This window comes from Mycobacterium arosiense ATCC BAA-1401 = DSM 45069 (assembly GCF_002086125.1).
Classification (GTDB): Bacteria; Actinomycetota; Actinomycetes; order Mycobacteriales; family Mycobacteriaceae; genus Mycobacterium; species Mycobacterium arosiense.
Map to the genome: position 1 here is coordinate 1 of NZ_MVHG01000056.1, position 15,623 is coordinate 15,623.

Genomic DNA, 15,623 nt, shown 5'->3' on the forward strand with positions numbered 1-15,623 from the left:
CCGCCACCCCCGCCGTCGGCCGGCGGCTACGCGCCGCCGCCACCCGGGCCGGCGATCCGCACGCTGCCGACGGAGGAGTACACGCCGTGGCTGAGCCGCGCGCTGGCGTTCGTCATCGACGTTCTCCCGTACGTCGTCGTGCACGGTATCGGCACCGCGATCCTGGTCGCCACCCAACAGACCGCCTGCATCACCGACGTCACGCAGTACTCGGTCAACCAGTACTGCGCCACCCAGAACTCGACCGGCGGCATGGTGGCGCAGTGGCTGGCGTCGATCATCGGGCTGTTCTATCTGATCTGGAACTACGGCTACCGGCAGGGCACCACCGGGTCGAGCGTCGGCAAGTCGGTGCTGAAGTTCAAAGTGGTCAGCGAGGTCACCGGTCAGCCGCTGGGCTTCGGGATGTCGGTGGTGCGCGCGCTGGCGCACTTCGTCGACGCGATCATCTGCTTCATCGGTTTCCTTTTCCCGCTGTGGGATTCGAAGCGCCAGACGCTGGCGGACAAGATCATGACGACGGTGTGCCTGCCGATCGACGGCGCCGAGAGGCCGGCCGTCACCTAGGCTGAGCGTCGATGAGCTACGACGCGCACCAGACGTTCACCGGCCTGGCCACCAAAGCGATCCACGCCGGCTATCGGCCGGATCCGGCGACCGGCGCGGTGAACGCCCCGATCTACGCCAGCAGCACGTTCGCCCAGGACGGCGTCGGCGCCCTGCGCGGCGGATTCGAGTACGCGCGCACCGGCAACCCGACCCGGACCGCGCTCGAAGCGGCGCTGGCCGCCGTGGAAGGGGGCGCTTACGGTCGGGCCTTCGGTTCGGGCATGGCCGCCACGGACTGCGCCCTGCGCGCGGTGCTGCGGCCCGGTGACCACGTGGTCATCCCGAACGATGCGTACGGCGGCACCTTCCGGCTGATCGACAAGGTTTTCACCCAGTGGAACGTCGAGTACACCCCGGTTGCGCTGCATGAGCTGGACGCCGTCGCCGCCGCGATCACGCCGCGAACCCGGCTGATCTGGGCGGAAACGCCGACGAATCCGTTGCTGTCCATCGCCGACATCGCCGCCCTCGCCGTGCTAGGCCGGCAGAGTTCGGCAAAGGTGTTGGTGGACAACACGTTTGCCTCACCCGCGCTGCAGCAGCCATTGGCGCTGGGCGCCGACATCGTGCTGCACTCCACCACCAAATACATCGGCGGACACTCCGACGTGGTGGGCGGTGCGCTGGTCACCAACGACCAAGAGTTGGACGAGGCGTTCGCGTTCCTGCAGAACGGGGCGGGCGCGGTGCCCGGCCCGTTCGACGCCTACCTGACTATGCGCGGCCTGAAGACTTTGGTGCTACGCATGCAGCGGCACAGCGAGAACGCTTCGGCCGTAGCGGAATTCCTCGCCGGCCATGCCGCGGTGAGCACGGTGCTCTATCCCGGCCTGCCCTCCCACCGCGGGCACGACGTCGCCGCACGGCAGATGCGCGGCTTCGGCGGCATGGTTTCGGTCCGCATGCGCGGCGGCCGCGACGCCGCGCGCGAGCTGTGCGCCAAGACCCGGGTGTTCATCCTGGCGGAATCGCTTGGCGGGGTGGAGTCGCTGATCGAGCACCCCAGCGCCATGACGCATGCGTCGACGGCCGGGTCGCAATTGGAAGTCCCCGATGATCTGGTGCGCCTGTCGGTCGGCATCGAGGACATCGCCGACCTGCTGGCCGATCTCGAGCAGGCCCTGACCTAGCCGCGCGAGCAGACGCAGAATCGCACGCGCAACGCGCGTTGAATGCGATTCTGCGTCTGCTCGGCGAACGCCGTGATCAAGAGTGGTAAGGCTCCGCGCTGACCAGCGTGACCTCGACGGTGTTGCCGTTGGGCACCACATAGCTGCGGGTCTCGCCCTCCTTGGCGTCGATCAGGGCGGCGCCCAGCGGTGAGTTGGGCGAGTAGACCTCGAGCTTGCCGTCGTTGACGCCCTCCTGGCGGGTGGCGATCAGGAAGGTCTCCGTGTCGGACTTGTCGCCGTTGTAATAGACCTTGACCACCGAACCGGGCAGCGCGACGCCGGACTGCTTGGGCGCCTCACCGACCTTGGCGTTGTTGAGCAGGTCCTGCAGCTGACGGATGCGGGCCTCCTGCTGACCCTGCTCCTCGCGGGCGGCGTGGTAGCCGCCGTTCTCGCGCAGGTCGCCCTCCTCGCGGCGGTCGTTGATTTCCGCAGCGATGACCGGACGATTCGCGATCAACTGATCGAGCTCGGCCTTGAGCCGGTCGTGTGACTCCTGGGTCAGCCAGGTCACGGAAGTATCCGTCATCTCGTCCTGCTCCTCGTATGTTGTTCCGCGAGTTCGCGTTAAGTCCTGTCAGCTGCGCCGCCCGGAGTGCGCGGGTGCCTCCCCGTGTGCTGCCGCTCCGTTTTGCTCACGTCCGCTAATGCAGCAACACGGTCCCAACCGGAACCGTGCATTCATCCATGTTACCACCGCGCAAACAGTTGATGACCCCATCTTCGCAGTTCGCTGTGGAGCTTCGAGGTCACGCCGGGCGCAAGTAGGCGGGCACATCGGTGCCGCAGCCATAGATGTCGGCGACCACCGGCGGCTCGAAGGATTTCACCGTCGTGGTCACCTGTACGGTGGCGGCGTCCGACGGCGGGACCAGCAGTTCCCGGCGGCCCGTCTCGCTGCCGTCCATCGAGCGCGCCCGCACGATGCAGTCCACCGGGCGCGACGGATCCGATCGCGTCACGCTGATCGTTATCGACACAGTTTGGTCGTCGATCACCCGATAACCGGCCGTCGTCCCCTTGACGTCGCTCGTGCCGAACCGGTGATACCCGATGACGGCAATGACGAGTCCGGCCACCACGACCAGCGCGCCCAGTGCGACGATCACCCCCCGCCGGGGGATACGCGAGCGCCGGGAGCGCCCGTAGCGGGCCTCCGGGCGAAGGATGGGGGCATCGGTCATGGCTGAATTTGCCTGGTTGTGGGCTGTGCGGCACCGGCCGACAGCATGCAACGAACTCGGAACTGGAATTATAGGGTCAGACCGGGCGACCACCAGGCGACAAGGGAGCATGTGAGCGAATTGCGGTTGATGGCGGTGCACGCCCACCCCGACGACGAGTCCAGCAAGGGCGCGGCCACGCTGGCCCGCTACGCCGACGAAGGGCATCGCGTGCTGGTGGTGACCTTGACCGGCGGTGAGCGCGGCGACATTCTCAACCCGGCGATGGACCTGCCCGAGGTGCGCGGGCACATCGCCGAGATCCGCCGTGACGAGATGGCCAAGGCCGCCGAGATACTCGGCGTCGAGCACACCTGGCTGGGTTTCGTCGACTCCGGATTACCCCAGGGCGACCCGCCGCCGCCGTTGCCCGAGGGTTGCTTCGCGCTGGTGCCGCTCGAGGAGTCGGTCGAGGCACTGGTCCGCGTGGTCCGCGAGTTCCGTCCACACGTGATGACCACGTACGACGAGACCGGCGGTTACCCCCATCCCGATCACATTCGCTGCCACCAGGTTTCGCTGGGTGCGTACGAGGCCGCCGGCGATTATCGGCGCTTCCCCGACGCCGGCGAACCGTGGTCGGTGTCCAAGCTGTACTACAACCACGGGTTTCTGCGGGCCCGGATGCAGCTGCTGCACGACGAGGCCATCAAGCACGGTAACGAACCTCCGTTCAAGAAGTGGCTCGAGCACTGGGACCCCGCGCACGATCCGTTCGAATCGCGGGTGACCACGCGGGTCGAATGCTCGGCGTACTTCAGCCAGCGCGACGACGCGCTGCGCGCGCACACCACCCAGATCGATCCCGACCACGACTTCTTCGCCGCACCCATCGCCTGGCAGCAACGGCTCTGGCCCACCGAGGAATTCGAGTTGGCCCGCTCGCGGGTCCCGGTGTCGCTGACCGAGGACGACCTGTTCGCCGGGATCGAGAGCGACGCGTGAACCACCTCTTTTTCGTCGTGACCGCCGCCGGCTGGCAAGCCGACGGCCCGCCACGCCACACCGGCCCCGACTTCGGCAAGGCCAGCCCCGTCGGGTTGCTGATCGTGGTGTTGCTCTTGATCAGCACGCTGTTTTTGCTGCGATCGATGAACCGGCAGCTCAAGAAGGTGCCGGAATCGTTCGATCCCAAACACCCCGAACCGGACCAGGCCGCCGACGAGGGCACCGACGCGGTCGACCCCGGCGCCATACCGGACGAAGGCAACGGCTCGCCGCGAGCCCCGGGACCCGGCGATGAGCCCGGCTGACCCCGCTTCGACGAATACCCTTGGGCTGGCGACCAGCCCGTATCTGCGGCAGCACGCCGACAACCCCGTGCACTGGCAGCAATGGACCTCCGAGGCGCTGGCCGCCGCCGCCGACCGCGACGTGCCGATCCTGCTCTCAGTGGGTTACGCCGCGTGCCATTGGTGCCACGTCATGGCCCACGAATCGTTCGAAGACGACGACGTGGCCGCCGCCATGAATGCCGGGTTCGTCTGCATCAAGGTCGACCGTGAAGAACGCCCGGACATCGACGCTGTGTACATGAACGCCACGGTCGCGCTCAACGGCCACGGTGGTTGGCCGATGACGTGCTTTCTGACGCCGGACGGACGGCCCTTCTTCTGCGGCACTTACTACCCGAAAGAAGGCTTCCTGCAACTCCTTTCGGCTGTCTCGACCACCTGGCGGGAGCGCCGAGGCGAGGTCGAGGAGGCCTCCGACCGTATTGCCGGCGAGCTACGCAGGCTCTCGTCCGGTCTGCCGGGTGGTGGCCGGGCAATCGCGCCGGAGCTGTGCGACCACGCCGTCGCCACGCTGCTACAGGATCGCGACGCCGTGCACGGCGGGTTCGGCGGCGCGCCCAAGTTCCCGCCGTCGGCGTTGCTCGAGGCGCTGCTGCGCCACTTCGAGCGGACCGGGTCACCGGAGGCGCTTGCGGCGGTGGCGCACACGGGCAACGCGATGGCGCGCGGCGGCATCTACGACCAGCTCGGCGGCGGCTTCGCCCGCTATAGCGTCGACAGCGCCTGGGTGGTACCGCATTTCGAGAAGATGCTGTACGACAACGCGCTGCTGCTGCGCGCCTACGCGCACTGGGCCCGGCGTACCGGGGACCCGCTGGCGCGCCGGGTCACCGCGGCGACCGCCCGGTTCCTGCTCGTCGAGCTGGCCGACGGTGCCATGTTTACCTCGTCGCTTGACGCCGACGCCGACGGCCGCGAGGGTTCGACCTATGTGTGGACACCGGCACAGCTGAACGAGGTGCTCGGGCCCGACGACGGCCCTTGGGCAGCAAGCGTTTTCGCGGTCACCCAGAGCGGTACGTTCGAGCACGGCACCTCGGTGCTGCAGGCCCCCGCCGATCCCGAAGACCCCCAGCGGCTGGAACGTGTGCGCGCCGAGCTGCTGACCGCCCGCCTCGCCCGGGTCCAGCCCGGGCGGGACGACAAGGTCATCACGTCGTGGAATGGGCTGGCGATCACCGCCTTGGCCGAGGCCAGCGTGGCGCTGGACGAGCCCGAATTGGCGCAGGCGGCAATGCGTTGCGCGCGAACGCTGCTGGGCCTGCACGTTGTCGACGGCCGGTTGCGGCGCGCCAGCCTGGGCGGGGTGGTCGGCGACAGCGCCGCCATCCTCGAGGATTACGGGATGCTGGCCACCGGCCTGCTCGCGCTGTACCAGCTGAGCGCCCAGGACACCTGGTTGACGGCGACCACCGAGCTGCTCGATACCGCCCTGGCCCATTTCGCCGATCCGCAGCAGCCGGGCCGCTGGTTCGACACCGCCGACGATGCCGAGCAGTTGGTGTTGCGGCCGGCCGACCCGCTGGACGGGGCGACCCCGTCGGGCGCGTCGTCGATCGCCGAGGCGCTGCTGACCGCGGCGCACCTGGTCGACGGCGACCGGAGCGAACGCTACCTGCGGGCGGTCGCCGAATCGCTAGGCGCGCACTCGGTGCTGCTCGAGCGCGCGCCGCGGTCGGCCGGGCATTGGCTGGCCGTCGCGGAAGCCGCGGTGCGCGGGCCGCTGCAGATCGCGGTCGCCTGCGACCCGTCGGCGTCGGCGCTGCTGGCCGAGGCGCGCCGGCTGGCGCCCGGCGGGGCGATCGTGGTGGGCGGGCCGGTGGATTCGTCGGCGCTGCTGGCCGGGCGGCCCCGGGTCGGCGACGGTGACGCCGCGTATGTGTGCCGCGGCCAGGTGTGCGACCTGCCGGTGACCACCGCGCCCGAACTGGCGGCCGCCCTGGGAGTCGCCTGAAACCCATGGCGGCGCCCGGCTTGGGCTACGCGTCGATCCGCGGCGCCCGGCTTGAGCTATGCGTCGACCCGCGGCGCCCGGCTTGAGCTATGCGTCGACCCGCGGCGCCCGGCTTCGCCGCGCTTGCGATCGCCGCGGCCGCGCTTGCGATCGCCGCGGCCGTGCTGGCGATCACCACTGGCGCAAGTTACCCTGCGTCCCATGCCGAATGCCGCTAAGACCGACGCGATCCGGAACACGGTGAACCGATACATCGAACTGGTCGCCAAGGGCAGCGCCGACGACCTGGTCGAGTTGTACGCCGACGACGCGACCGTGGAGGATCCGGTCGGCGGCGAGGTGCACATCGGGCGGCAGGCGATCCACGGCTTCTACTCCGCGGTCAACGACCTGCAGCGCGACTGCGAACTGCTGACGCTGCGCGTCGCCGGCAACGAGGCGGCCTTCCATTTCCGGCTGACCGTGGCCGCGGGCGAGCACCGGATGGTGATCGAGCCGATCGACGTCATGGTCTTCGACAGCCACGGCAAGATCGCCTCGATGAAGGCCTACTGGTCGCCGGAGGACGACGTCATCCAGGCCTAGCGGGCGACGACGCGGCCTCAGCCGCCCGCCAGCCAGGCCTGGTCGCCCGTGTAGAAGACCGCGAACCACATGGCGATGTAGTGCAGAATCGCCGCGATCGCGGTGAAAGCGTGGAAGAACTCGTGATAGCCGAACGTCTGCGGCCACGGGTCCGGCCAGCGCAGGGCATAGAAGATGCCGCCGACGCTGTAGAACACGCCGCCCACCGCCAACAGCACCATCGCGGCCACGCCGGCCTGGTGCAGGATCGTGGGAGCGAACCAGACGGCCACCCATCCGAGCAGCAGATAGAGCGGCACGCCGACCCACCGCGGCGCGCTCGGCCAGCACATCTTCAGTGCGATCCCGGCCGCCGCGCCGCCCCACACGATGCACTGCACCAGCACTCCGGTGTTCTGGGGCATGACCAGCCGCGCGAACGGGGTGTAGCTGCCGGCGATGAACACGAAGATCATGGAATGGTCGAGCCGCTTCATCCGGCTGCGCGCGACGTCGGACTTCCACTGCACCCGGTGATAGGTGGCGCTGACCGCGAACATCGCCACCGTCGCCGCGGCGTAGACCAGCGTCGAGTGGCCGGCGCGCGGCGAGGCGACCGCCCACGACACCGACACCAGCGTTGCCCCGGTGATGACGGCCAACCACGCCGAGACGAAGTGGATCCAGCCGCGCATCCGGGGCTTGCCCAAGAACTGGGCTGCACCCTCGACGAGCTGTTCGACGGTGTTGCCCGGAACCACCGACTCGCGTTCGGGTTCCGGGTTGGGCACGGTGCTGGTCGGGCTGCTCATGGCTCCTATGTCTTGTCTTCGCAACTGTTCTGTCTTCGCAACGACGGATTTTTGAAAGTCGCCAGGGGCTGTTCAAAACCCACAGTAGTCAGGGATGGTTACAGCACCGTCTCGCCTGCTCAGGCGACCGGGCCGTAACGAGAACCGGTGACTCGATCACCGCTGGCAGTAGGGTGAATGGTCGTGGAAATCATTCCGCCGCGCCTCAAGGAGCCGCTGTACCGCGTCTACGAGCTGCGGTTGAGGCAGGGCCTGGCCGCCTCGAAGTCTCAGCTTCCGCGGCACATCGCCGTGCTGTGCGACGGCAACCGGCGGTGGGCCCGCGACGCGGGATACGACGACGTCAGCTACGGCTACCGAATGGGTGCCGCGAAGATCGCCGAGATGCTGCGCTGGTGTTTTGAAGCCGGCGTCGAGATGACCACCGTCTACCTGCTGTCCACCGAGAACCTGCAACGCGATCCCGACGAGCTGGCCGGGCTGATCGAGGTCATCACCGACGTTGTCGAGGAGATCTGCGCACCGGCCAACCGCTGGAGCGTGCGCACGGTGGGGGACCTGGAACTGCTCGGCGACGAGCCGGCCCGCCGATTGCGCGGCGCGGTCGAGTCCACCCCCAGCTCCGCGCCCTTTCACGTCAACGTCGCCGTCGGCTACGGCGGCCGGCAGGAGATCGTCGGCGCGGTGCGCGCGCTGTTGAACAAAGAACTCGCCAACGGTGCCACCGGCGAGGAGCTCGTCGACGCGGTGACCGTCGAAGCCATTTCCGAGAACCTCTACACGTCCGGGCAGCCCGATCCCGACCTGGTCATCCGCACCTCGGGAGAACAACGCCTGTCCGGATTTCTGCTGTGGCAGAGCGCCTATTCGGAGATGTGGTTCTGCGAAACCCATTGGCCCGCGTTCCGCCGCGTCGATTTCCTGCGCGCGCTTCGCGACTACAGCCGGCGGGATCGCCGCCATGGCAAGTAACCCACCAAGCTCTTAAGGGCCTGCCCGGCTGCGTGCCACACTAGGCACATGGCTGCGCTGTCGGCGGTGGTGTTCACGCTGAGCGCCTGGCTGGGCCTGTACCTGATTTCCCGTGATCCGCGCAAGCCCGTCCTCGTGCTGGCGGCGATCGGCCTGTGTGGGTTCGCGCTGGTGGCCGGCCTGGATGCGGTTCGGACCGCCAGCCCCACCCACGCCCAGCTGCTGAGCCGGGTGGAGATCTACCTCGCGGCCATCCCCGGTATCGCGTGGTTCGCGGTGCTCGTCGAGCTGTCCCGCCCCAGCGACGGCTGGCGCTCGCGCACCCGCGAAGTGTTGCTGGTGGCCGGCGTGGCCGCGCTGACCCTGTTCGGGGCGATGCTGGCCGGCAGCGTCGACGGGCCGCTGCGGCTGGGCCACTGGGTGATGTTGGCGGTGATCTCCGTGTCGACCCTCGGCGCCGGGGCGGTCGCGTTGCGCCGCCCGCGTCGGCCGAGGCTTTCCGTGGGACTGGCCATCACGGCGACCCTGTTCTTCGCGCTGGCCAATGCGATCCTGATCATCCCGCTGGGCCTGGTGCCCAGCTGGCTCGCGTTGGCATCGACGAGCTGCGACGTCCTCGGGCTCGGGGTCGCCGTCGCCCTGTGGGACGCGTTCGACGAGGGCCACGCGCTGCGCCCCGACATGCTCCGGTCGTTCGCCGGTTCGGTGGTGGTGGCGGTGCTGTTCGGCGGCCAGGCGCTGATCGGGTTGGCGGTGACCCGCGACGACCCCGCCGCGCGGACCGCGCTGACGGCGCTGCTGTTCAGCAGCCTGGCGATCGCGATCACCGTGCAGGTGCTCGCCGATCCGCTGGCCGGGGTGCTCGACCGGCTGGCGTTCTCGAAATCGCCGGCGCTGCGGGCGGATCGGGCCGCGCTGCGGCATACCGGGGCGGCGCTGCCGCTGCGTCATGAGCACCCGCTCGCCGGCGTCGACGACGTCACCTTCGTGCGGCTCACCCGGCGGGCGCTGGGTCACTACGGCGACCTGAGCAAGCTGGTCGCCAGCCCGCTGACGGCGTTACCGGTGATCGACGAGCGGCTGGTCGCCCGCGGCGCACCTGACCAGCCGATCGAGCGGGCCAACGAACTCAAGGCGGTGCTCGCCGAGGGCATCTCGCGGCTGAAGCCGCGCGACGGCGGCGACTTCGGCACCACCGAAGAGTGGCGGTACTACAACTCGCTGTACTTTCCCTACGTCGTCGGGGTGCGCGCCTACGCGCAGAACGCCACCGCGTCGGGTCTTGATCCGATCGCGCGGCAGGCCTGGCAGTGGTTCGTCACGGAGGTTCCCCAGCGCTCGCTGCACAACTGGCAGAACGCGGCGGCCCGGCTGATCGCCGCGGATCTTCGCGGGCGGGTCCCGGTTCCCAGCGACTAGGCGAGGTACTTCGGTAGCGCGATGGCACAGCGCCGTGCCCACCTGCTCCTGTGACTCGTGGGGCGGCTGATCCCGCCAGGCTGGCGCGTGTCAAATATTTGCCCGCGACGGGAATAGCCGGGTGAACCACCGGGTCTTTTTATCCGTGGCATTAGTTGGCAGTGCCACGAGTCGATATGGCAGTGCACTGGCGGCACCCTCGAAGCTGTTCGACCCCATCCGCCATCGCGAGGAGTAAGCACAATGAGCTCTGTTACGGGCGTATCCAGCATTCCGACCCGGCCCCTCTACGACGCCACCGATTCGCTGTTGCGTTTCGCGGTGCGCGCCGACGCGACCCTGACGGGGTTGTTCGGCTTGGTCATCGCGTTTCTCGCCGACCCGCTCTCGTCGCTGACCGGTCTGACGTCCTTCCAGGAGTACGGCGTGGGCGTTTTATTCGTGCTGGCCGGGCTGCTGGTTTTCAGCCTTGGGGCGCTGCCGGACCTGCGCCGCGTCGGCATCAGCGTGTTGGTGGTCAACATCGCCTTCACGCTGGTGTCGATCGTGGCCGCGGAAACGCTGCCGCTGACCGTCACCGGCGTGGCGTTGACGCTGGCTGCCGGCGCCTACACGGCGGCGTTCGCGGGGCTGCAGTATCTGGGATTGCGTCGCCTCGGGGCGTGATCCGCCGGGCCGGCGCGGCTGGGCCGCGCAGCCTCACAGCTTGCGCAGCCGCAGCCGGTTGATGGAGTGGTCGGCGTCTTTGCGCAGCACCAGGGTGGCGCGCGGCCGGGTCGGAAGGATGTTCTCGACCAGGTTGGGGCGGTTGATGGATCGCCAGATCTCGCGGGCCGCGGCCACCGCCTTGGTGTCGTTGAGCGCCGAATAGTGGTGGAAGTGCGATTCGGGATCGGCGAACGCGGTGCCGCGCATGGCCAGAAACCGCGAGACATACCACTGCTCGATGTCTTCGATCCGGGCGTCGACGTACACGCCGAAGTCGAACAGGTCCGACACCATCAGCGTCGGACCGGTCTGCAGCACGTTGAGGCCCTCGAGGATCAGGATGTCCGGGTGACGGACCACATGCTTGGCCCCCGGGATGATGTCGTATTTCAGGTGCGAATACACCGGCGCGCACGCGTAGTCCGAACCGGATTTGACCGAGGTCACGAACCGCATCAGGGCCCTGCGGTTGTAGCTTTCGGGAAACCCCTTGCGATGCATCAGGTTTCGCCGGTCCAATTCGGCGTTCGGGTACAGGAAACCGTCGGTGGTGACCAAATCGACCCGCGGGTGATGGTCCCAGCGCGCCAGCAGCGCCTGCAGGACACGTGCGGTCGTCGACTTGCCGACCGCCACGCTGCCGGCCACCCCGATGATGAACGGCACCGGCCGGTCGGGGTTCTGCTGAGGTTCGCCGAGGAATTCGGAGGTGGCGGCGAACAATCGCTGTCGCGCCGCGACCTGCAGGTGAATCAGCCGGGCCAGCGGCAGGTAGACCTCTTCGACTTCGAGCAGGTCGATCTGTTCACCCAAACCGCGCAGGCCGACCAGCTCCTCCTCGGTGAGGGCAAGCGGCGTCGACATGCGAAGCGCGCGCCATTGCTTTCGGTCGAACTCCACGTAAGGGCTCGGCTCGCTAAGCCGCGGCATAGTGCAAGTGTTGCAAAGGCGCCGAAAAGCCCGACGGCTGGGCCGTCGAAAAGCCGGCGCTGGATAGACTGGCGGCCGTGACTGCTGCACCTGACGCCCGCCCCACTGCCCCCGCTACGGCGTCCCTCATGTCCGCGCCGTTACCCGAGGTCGACCCGGACATCGCCGAGCTGCTCGGCAAAGAGCTCGGCCGGCAACGCGACACGCTCGAGATGATCGCCTCGGAGAACTTCGTGCCGCGCGCGGTGCTGCAGGCCCAGGGCAGCGTGCTCACCAACAAGTACGCCGAGGGATTGCCGGGGCGCCGCTACTACGGCGGCTGCGAGTACGTCGACGTGGTGGAGAACATCGCCCGGGACCGGGCCAAGGCGCTTTTCGGCGCCGACTTCGCCAATGTGCAGCCCCATTCGGGGGCCCAGGCCAACGCCGCCGTGCTGCACGCGTTGATGTCGCCGGGGGAGCGGCTACTGGGTCTGGACCTGGCCAACGGCGGTCACCTGACGCACGGCATGAAGCTGAACTTCTCCGGCAAGCTCTACGAGAACGGTTTCTACGGCGTCGACCCGACCACGCATCTGGTCGACATGGACGCGGTGCGCGCCCAGGCGCTGGAATTCCGGCCGAAGGTGATCATCGCCGGCTGGTCGGCCTACCCGCGGGTGCTCGACTTCGCGGCGTTCCGGTCGATCGCCGACGAGGTCGACGCGAAGCTCTGGGTGGACATGGCGCACTTCGCGGGCCTCGTCGCGGCCGGGCTGCACCCCTCGCCGGTGCCACACGCCGACATCGTGTCGACCACCATCCACAAGACGCTCGGCGGCGGCCGTTCGGGCATGATCCTGGGCAAGCAGGAGTACGCCAAGGCCGTCAACTCGGCGGTGTTCCCCGGCCAGCAGGGCGGACCGCTGATGCACGTCATCGCCGGAAAGGCGGTCGCGCTCAAGATCGCCGGCACCCCGGAGTTCGTCGAGCGCCAGCAGCGCACGCTGTCCGGCGCCCGGATTTTGGCCGACCGGCTGCTGGCCGGCGACGTCGCCAAGGCCGGCGTGTCGGTCGTCAGCGGCGGCACCGACGTGCACCTGGTCCTGGTCGACCTGCGCAACTCCCCGCTCGACGGCCAGGCCGCCGAGGACCTGCTGCACGAGGTCGGCATCACCGTCAACCGCAACGCCGTGCCCAACGACCCGCGCCCACCGATGGTCACCTCGGGTCTGCGGATCGGCACGCCCGCGCTGGCCACCCGCGGCTTCGGCGACGCCGAATTCAGCGAGGTCGCCGACGTCATCGCCACCGCGCTGGCGGCCGGGACTTCGGCCGACGTCTCGGGGCTGCGCCAGCGGGTGACGCGGCTGGCCCAGGAGTTTCCGCTGTACGACGGCCTCGAAGATTGGGCGCTCGTCGGTCGCTAGTCGGCATCGGCGCAGGCAGGAATGGCTTGGGCTGGGCGGGTTTGAGGACCTAAGTCAGCAGTTGCCGCGACACGACCCGGTCGATTTCATGAACCTGTGTACGCGGGTTACAGTTATCTCATGGCCGAACGACCTGTCGCTAATGCGCTGACCCTGGAACTCGAGCCGGTCGTCGAAGCGAACGTCGACCGCCACCTGTCCACCGAAGAACTCTGGTTCGCGCACGATTACGTGCCGTTCGAACGGGGCGAGAACTTCGCCTTCCTCGGGGGACGCGACTGGGACCCGTCGTCGATGACCCTGCCGAGGCCGTTGACCGACGCCTGCGAGATCTTGTTGCTGCTCAAGGACAACCTCGCCGCACACCACCGCGAGCTGGTCGAGCACTTCATCCTGGAGGACTACTGGGGCCGCTGGCTGGGCCGGTGGACCGCCGAGGAGCACCTGCACGCCATCGCGCTGCGCGAGTACCTGGTGGTGACCCGTGAGGTCGACCCGACGGCCAACGAAGAGGCCCGCGTCCAGTACGTCATGAAGGGCTACCGCGGGGACATGTACTCGCAGGTGGAGACCCTGGTGTACATGGCGTTCACCGAACGCACCCACGCCGTGTTCTGTGAGAACCTGGCCGCGCGGCTCGAGGAGCCCATCCTGGCCGGCCTGATCGACCGGATCGCGCGGGACGAGCGGCGGCACGAACTGTTCTTCTCCAACCTCGTCGCGCACTGCCTCGACTACACCCACGACGAGACGATCGCGGCGATCGCCGCCCGCGCGGCCGACCTGCAGGTACCCGGCGCCGACATCGACGCCTATGCCGACAAGGTGCGAAACGTCGACGAGGCAGGCATTTTCGGTCCGGAGCAGCTGCGCCAGGCGATCTCCGCCCGCATCGCCGAGTGGGGGCTCGCGGACGAGCCCCAATTGCGGCGATTCGTCGTCGGCTAAGCCGGCCCGCACGCGCCTCACCCCATCGGCGGCCGACTGGGAGTGGTCGGGCGCCGCCACGTCCGGCGCGCCTGCACAGCGGGCACACGGCCACGGGAGTAGCGTCGTTCTCGATGGTCAGCGTCAAGCTCTGCTGCCAGGGCGGCACCTCCGGTCACCACAACGGAAGGACCGGCCCCGGTCCTGGTGCTGCGGTTCCCTTCGAAATGCCCGCGCGGGTCCGCGGGGGCTCATCCCGCTCGAGGAGCGCTACGTGACCGAAATCCGGACCTACGTGATCGACACTTCCGTGCTGCTGTCCGACCCCTGGGCGTGCAGCCGGTTCGCCGAACACGAGGTGGTTGTTCCACTGGTGGTGATCAGCGAACTGGAGGCCAAACGCCACCATCACGAGCTGGGCTGGTTCGCGCGCCAAGCGTTGCGACTGTTCGATGATCTTCGTCTCCTGCACGGACGGCTCGATCAGCCTATTCCCGTTGGGACACAAGGCGGTTCGTTGCACGTCGAGCTCAACCACACGGACCCGGCGGTGCTGCCGGCGGGCTTCCGCAGCGACAACAACGACTCCCGCATCCTCAGCTGCGCCGCCAACCTGGCCGCCGAAGGCAAGCGAGTTACGTTGGTCAGCAAGGACATTCCGCTTCGGGTCAAGGCCGCCGCGGTGGGCCTGGCCGCCGACGAGTACCACGCCCAAGACGTGGTGGCCTCCGGCTGGTCGGGCATGCGCGAGATCGAGACCGCCGCCGAGGACATCGACGCGCTGTTCAGCGACGGCGAGATCGATCTCGCGGAAGCGCGAGACCTGCCCTGCCACACCGGGGTTCGGCTGCTCGGCGGCAGCTCTCATGCGCTGGGCCGGGTCAACGCCGACAAACGCGTCCAGCTGGTTCGCGGCGACCGGGAGGTGTTCGGGCTGCGCGGGCGTTCCGCCGAACAGCGGGTGGCGCTCGACCTGCTGCTCGACGAGTCGGTGGGCATCGTGTCGCTGGGCGGCAAGGCCGGCACCGGCAAGTCGGCGCTCGCGCTGTGCGCCGGCCTGGAGGCGGTGCTGGAGCGCCGGACCCAGCGCAAGGTGGTGGTGTTCCGGCCGCTCTACGCCGTCGGTGGCCAGGAGCTGGGTTATCTGCCCGGCAGCGAGAGCGAAAAGATGGGTCCGTGGGCCCAGGCCGTCTTCGACACCCTCGAGGGTTTGGCCAGCCCGGCCGTGCTGGAGGAAGTGCTGTCCCGCGGCATGCTCGAGGTGCTCCCGCTGACCCACATCCGCGGCCGCTCGCTGCACGACTCGTTCGTCATCGTCGACGAGGCGCAATCGCTGGAGCGCAATGTCCTGCTGACGGTGCTGTCGCGGCTGGGCGCCGGATCGCGGGTGGTGCTGACGCACGACATCGCCCAGCGTGACAACCTGCGGGTGGGCCGCCACGACGGGGTCGCCGCGGTGATCGAGAAGCTCAAAGGCCATCCGTTGTTCGCGCACATCACGCTGCTGCGCAGCGAGCGATCGCCGATCGCCGCGCTGGTCACCGAGATGCTGGAGGAGATCGCCGGCCCGCAGTAAGCGCCTGACCAGCGCGCTCGATCTCGGGCAGGCCCGCCTTCGATAAGCTTCCA

At 68.5% G+C, this 15,623-nt stretch carries 16 protein-coding genes; 12 read left to right on the forward strand and 4 right to left on the reverse strand.

The features are described from left to right. Both BST14_RS18980 and BST14_RS18985 read left to right on the forward strand, forming a co-directional pair. Positions 1-567 (forward strand): RDD family protein (locus tag BST14_RS18980; RefSeq protein WP_211280761.1); only part of this gene is annotated, 567 nt, incomplete at its 5' end. Positions 568-578: 11 nt separating this feature from the next. Next, positions 579-1,739 (forward strand): cystathionine gamma-synthase, encoded by a 1,161-nt coding sequence (locus BST14_RS18985; RefSeq protein ID WP_083065927.1) that lies wholly within the window; start codon positions 579-581, stop codon positions 1,737-1,739. Positions 1,740-1,815: 76 nt separating this feature from the next. Here the strand turns inward: BST14_RS18985 and greA are convergent, their stop codons facing one another. After that, on the reverse strand, positions 1,816-2,310 hold the full coding sequence (gene greA / locus BST14_RS18990) for a transcription elongation factor GreA (RefSeq protein ID WP_083065928.1): 495 nt from the start codon (positions 2,308-2,310) through the stop codon (positions 1,816-1,818). 220 nt (positions 2,311-2,530) lie between these two features. After that, positions 2,531-2,965, reverse strand: a complete 435-nt coding sequence (locus BST14_RS18995; protein ID WP_083065929.1) for a DUF4307 domain-containing protein — start codon at positions 2,963-2,965, stop codon at positions 2,531-2,533. A gap of 111 nt (positions 2,966-3,076) precedes the next feature. Here BST14_RS18995 and mca point away from each other — a divergent pair, with 111 nt between their 5' ends. From mca to BST14_RS19015, 4 genes are all read left to right on the forward strand, one after another. Further along, positions 3,077-3,949: a mycothiol conjugate amidase Mca gene (gene mca / locus BST14_RS19000; protein WP_083065930.1), complete on the forward strand. Its 873-nt coding sequence runs from the start codon at positions 3,077-3,079 to the stop codon at positions 3,947-3,949. Next, positions 3,946-4,257 carry a hypothetical protein gene (locus BST14_RS19005; RefSeq protein ID WP_083065931.1) on the forward strand — a complete coding sequence of 104 codons (312 nt, stop codon included), beginning with the start codon at positions 3,946-3,948 and terminating at the stop codon, positions 4,255-4,257. The genes mca and BST14_RS19005 overlap by 4 nt, the downstream gene beginning before the upstream one ends. After that, positions 4,244-6,253, forward strand: coding sequence for a thioredoxin domain-containing protein (locus BST14_RS19010; protein ID WP_083065932.1), 2,010 nt, complete (start codon positions 4,244-4,246; stop codon positions 6,251-6,253). Before BST14_RS19005 ends, BST14_RS19010 begins: the two co-directional genes overlap by 14 nt. Before the next feature lie 201 nt (positions 6,254-6,454). Further along, the gene (locus BST14_RS19015; protein WP_083065933.1) at positions 6,455-6,838 is read left to right on the forward strand and encodes a nuclear transport factor 2 family protein; all 384 of its coding nucleotides are present in this window, start codon (positions 6,455-6,457) and stop codon (positions 6,836-6,838) included. Between the two features lie 17 nt (positions 6,839-6,855). Here the strand turns inward: BST14_RS19015 and trhA are convergent, their stop codons facing one another. After that, positions 6,856-7,629 (reverse strand): PAQR family membrane homeostasis protein TrhA, encoded by a 774-nt coding sequence (trhA, locus tag BST14_RS19020; protein WP_083065934.1) that lies wholly within the window; start codon positions 7,627-7,629, stop codon positions 6,856-6,858. Between the two features lie 183 nt (positions 7,630-7,812). Here trhA and BST14_RS19025 point away from each other — a divergent pair, with 183 nt between their 5' ends. The 3 genes from BST14_RS19025 to BST14_RS19035 all read left to right on the forward strand — a co-directional run bounded on the left by BST14_RS19025 (position 7,813) and on the right by BST14_RS19035 (position 10,686). After that, entirely contained in the window at positions 7,813-8,601 is a 789-nt protein-coding gene (locus tag BST14_RS19025; RefSeq protein WP_083065955.1) for a (2Z,6E)-farnesyl diphosphate synthase, read from the forward strand. A gap of 48 nt (positions 8,602-8,649) precedes the next feature. After that, positions 8,650-10,020: a hypothetical protein gene (locus BST14_RS19030; protein ID WP_083065935.1), complete on the forward strand. Its 1,371-nt coding sequence runs from the start codon at positions 8,650-8,652 to the stop codon at positions 10,018-10,020. Between the two features lie 243 nt (positions 10,021-10,263). Then, on the forward strand, positions 10,264-10,686 hold the full coding sequence (locus BST14_RS19035) for a hypothetical protein (protein ID WP_083065936.1): 423 nt from the start codon (positions 10,264-10,266) through the stop codon (positions 10,684-10,686). A gap of 33 nt (positions 10,687-10,719) precedes the next feature. Here the strand turns inward: BST14_RS19035 and coaA are convergent, their stop codons facing one another. After that, on the reverse strand, positions 10,720-11,658 hold the full coding sequence (gene coaA / locus BST14_RS19040) for a type I pantothenate kinase (protein WP_083065937.1): 939 nt from the start codon (positions 11,656-11,658) through the stop codon (positions 10,720-10,722). A 128-nt stretch (positions 11,659-11,786) separates the two neighbouring features. Here coaA and glyA point away from each other — a divergent pair, with 128 nt between their 5' ends. The 3 genes from glyA to phoH2 all read left to right on the forward strand — a co-directional run bounded on the left by glyA (position 11,787) and on the right by phoH2 (position 15,570). Next, positions 11,787-13,067 carry a serine hydroxymethyltransferase gene (gene glyA, locus BST14_RS19045; protein WP_083065938.1) on the forward strand — a complete coding sequence of 427 codons (1,281 nt, stop codon included), beginning with the start codon at positions 11,787-11,789 and terminating at the stop codon, positions 13,065-13,067. 120 nt (positions 13,068-13,187) lie between these two features. After that, positions 13,188-14,015 carry an acyl-ACP desaturase gene (locus tag BST14_RS19050; protein WP_083065956.1) on the forward strand — a complete coding sequence of 276 codons (828 nt, stop codon included), beginning with the start codon at positions 13,188-13,190 and terminating at the stop codon, positions 14,013-14,015. A gap of 253 nt (positions 14,016-14,268) precedes the next feature. Then, the gene (phoH2, locus tag BST14_RS19055) at positions 14,269-15,570 is read left to right on the forward strand and encodes an RNA 5'-3' helicase PhoH2 (RefSeq protein WP_083065939.1); all 1,302 of its coding nucleotides are present in this window, start codon (positions 14,269-14,271) and stop codon (positions 15,568-15,570) included. The last annotated feature ends 53 nt before the right edge of the window (positions 15,571-15,623 follow it).

What these genes read in the sequence shown, in the direction of transcription:
- BST14_RS18985 (WP_083065927.1), top strand. Translation starts at nt 579, where the DNA reads ATGAGCTACGACGCGCACCAGACGTTCACCGGCCTGGCCACCAAAGCG.
- BST14_RS19015 (WP_083065933.1), top strand. Translation starts at nt 6,455, where the DNA reads ATGCCGAATGCCGCTAAGACCGACGCGATCCGGAACACGGTGAACCGA.
- BST14_RS19010 (WP_083065932.1), top strand. Translation starts at nt 4,244, where the DNA reads ATGAGCCCGGCTGACCCCGCTTCGACGAATACCCTTGGGCTGGCGACC.
- BST14_RS19035 (WP_083065936.1), top strand. Translation starts at nt 10,264, where the DNA reads ATGAGCTCTGTTACGGGCGTATCCAGCATTCCGACCCGGCCCCTCTAC.
- trhA (WP_083065934.1), bottom strand. Translation starts at nt 7,629, where the DNA reads ATGAGCAGCCCGACCAGCACCGTGCCCAACCCGGAACCCGAACGCGAG.
- BST14_RS19050 (WP_083065956.1), top strand. Translation starts at nt 13,188, where the DNA reads ATGGCCGAACGACCTGTCGCTAATGCGCTGACCCTGGAACTCGAGCCG.
- BST14_RS18995 (WP_083065929.1), bottom strand. Translation starts at nt 2,965, where the DNA reads ATGACCGATGCCCCCATCCTTCGCCCGGAGGCCCGCTACGGGCGCTCC.
- BST14_RS19030 (WP_083065935.1), top strand. Translation starts at nt 8,650, where the DNA reads ATGGCTGCGCTGTCGGCGGTGGTGTTCACGCTGAGCGCCTGGCTGGGC.
- greA (WP_083065928.1), bottom strand. Translation starts at nt 2,310, where the DNA reads ATGACGGATACTTCCGTGACCTGGCTGACCCAGGAGTCACACGACCGG.
- coaA (WP_083065937.1), bottom strand. Translation starts at nt 11,658, where the DNA reads ATGCCGCGGCTTAGCGAGCCGAGCCCTTACGTGGAGTTCGACCGAAAG.
- glyA (WP_083065938.1), top strand. Translation starts at nt 11,787, where the DNA reads ATGTCCGCGCCGTTACCCGAGGTCGACCCGGACATCGCCGAGCTGCTC.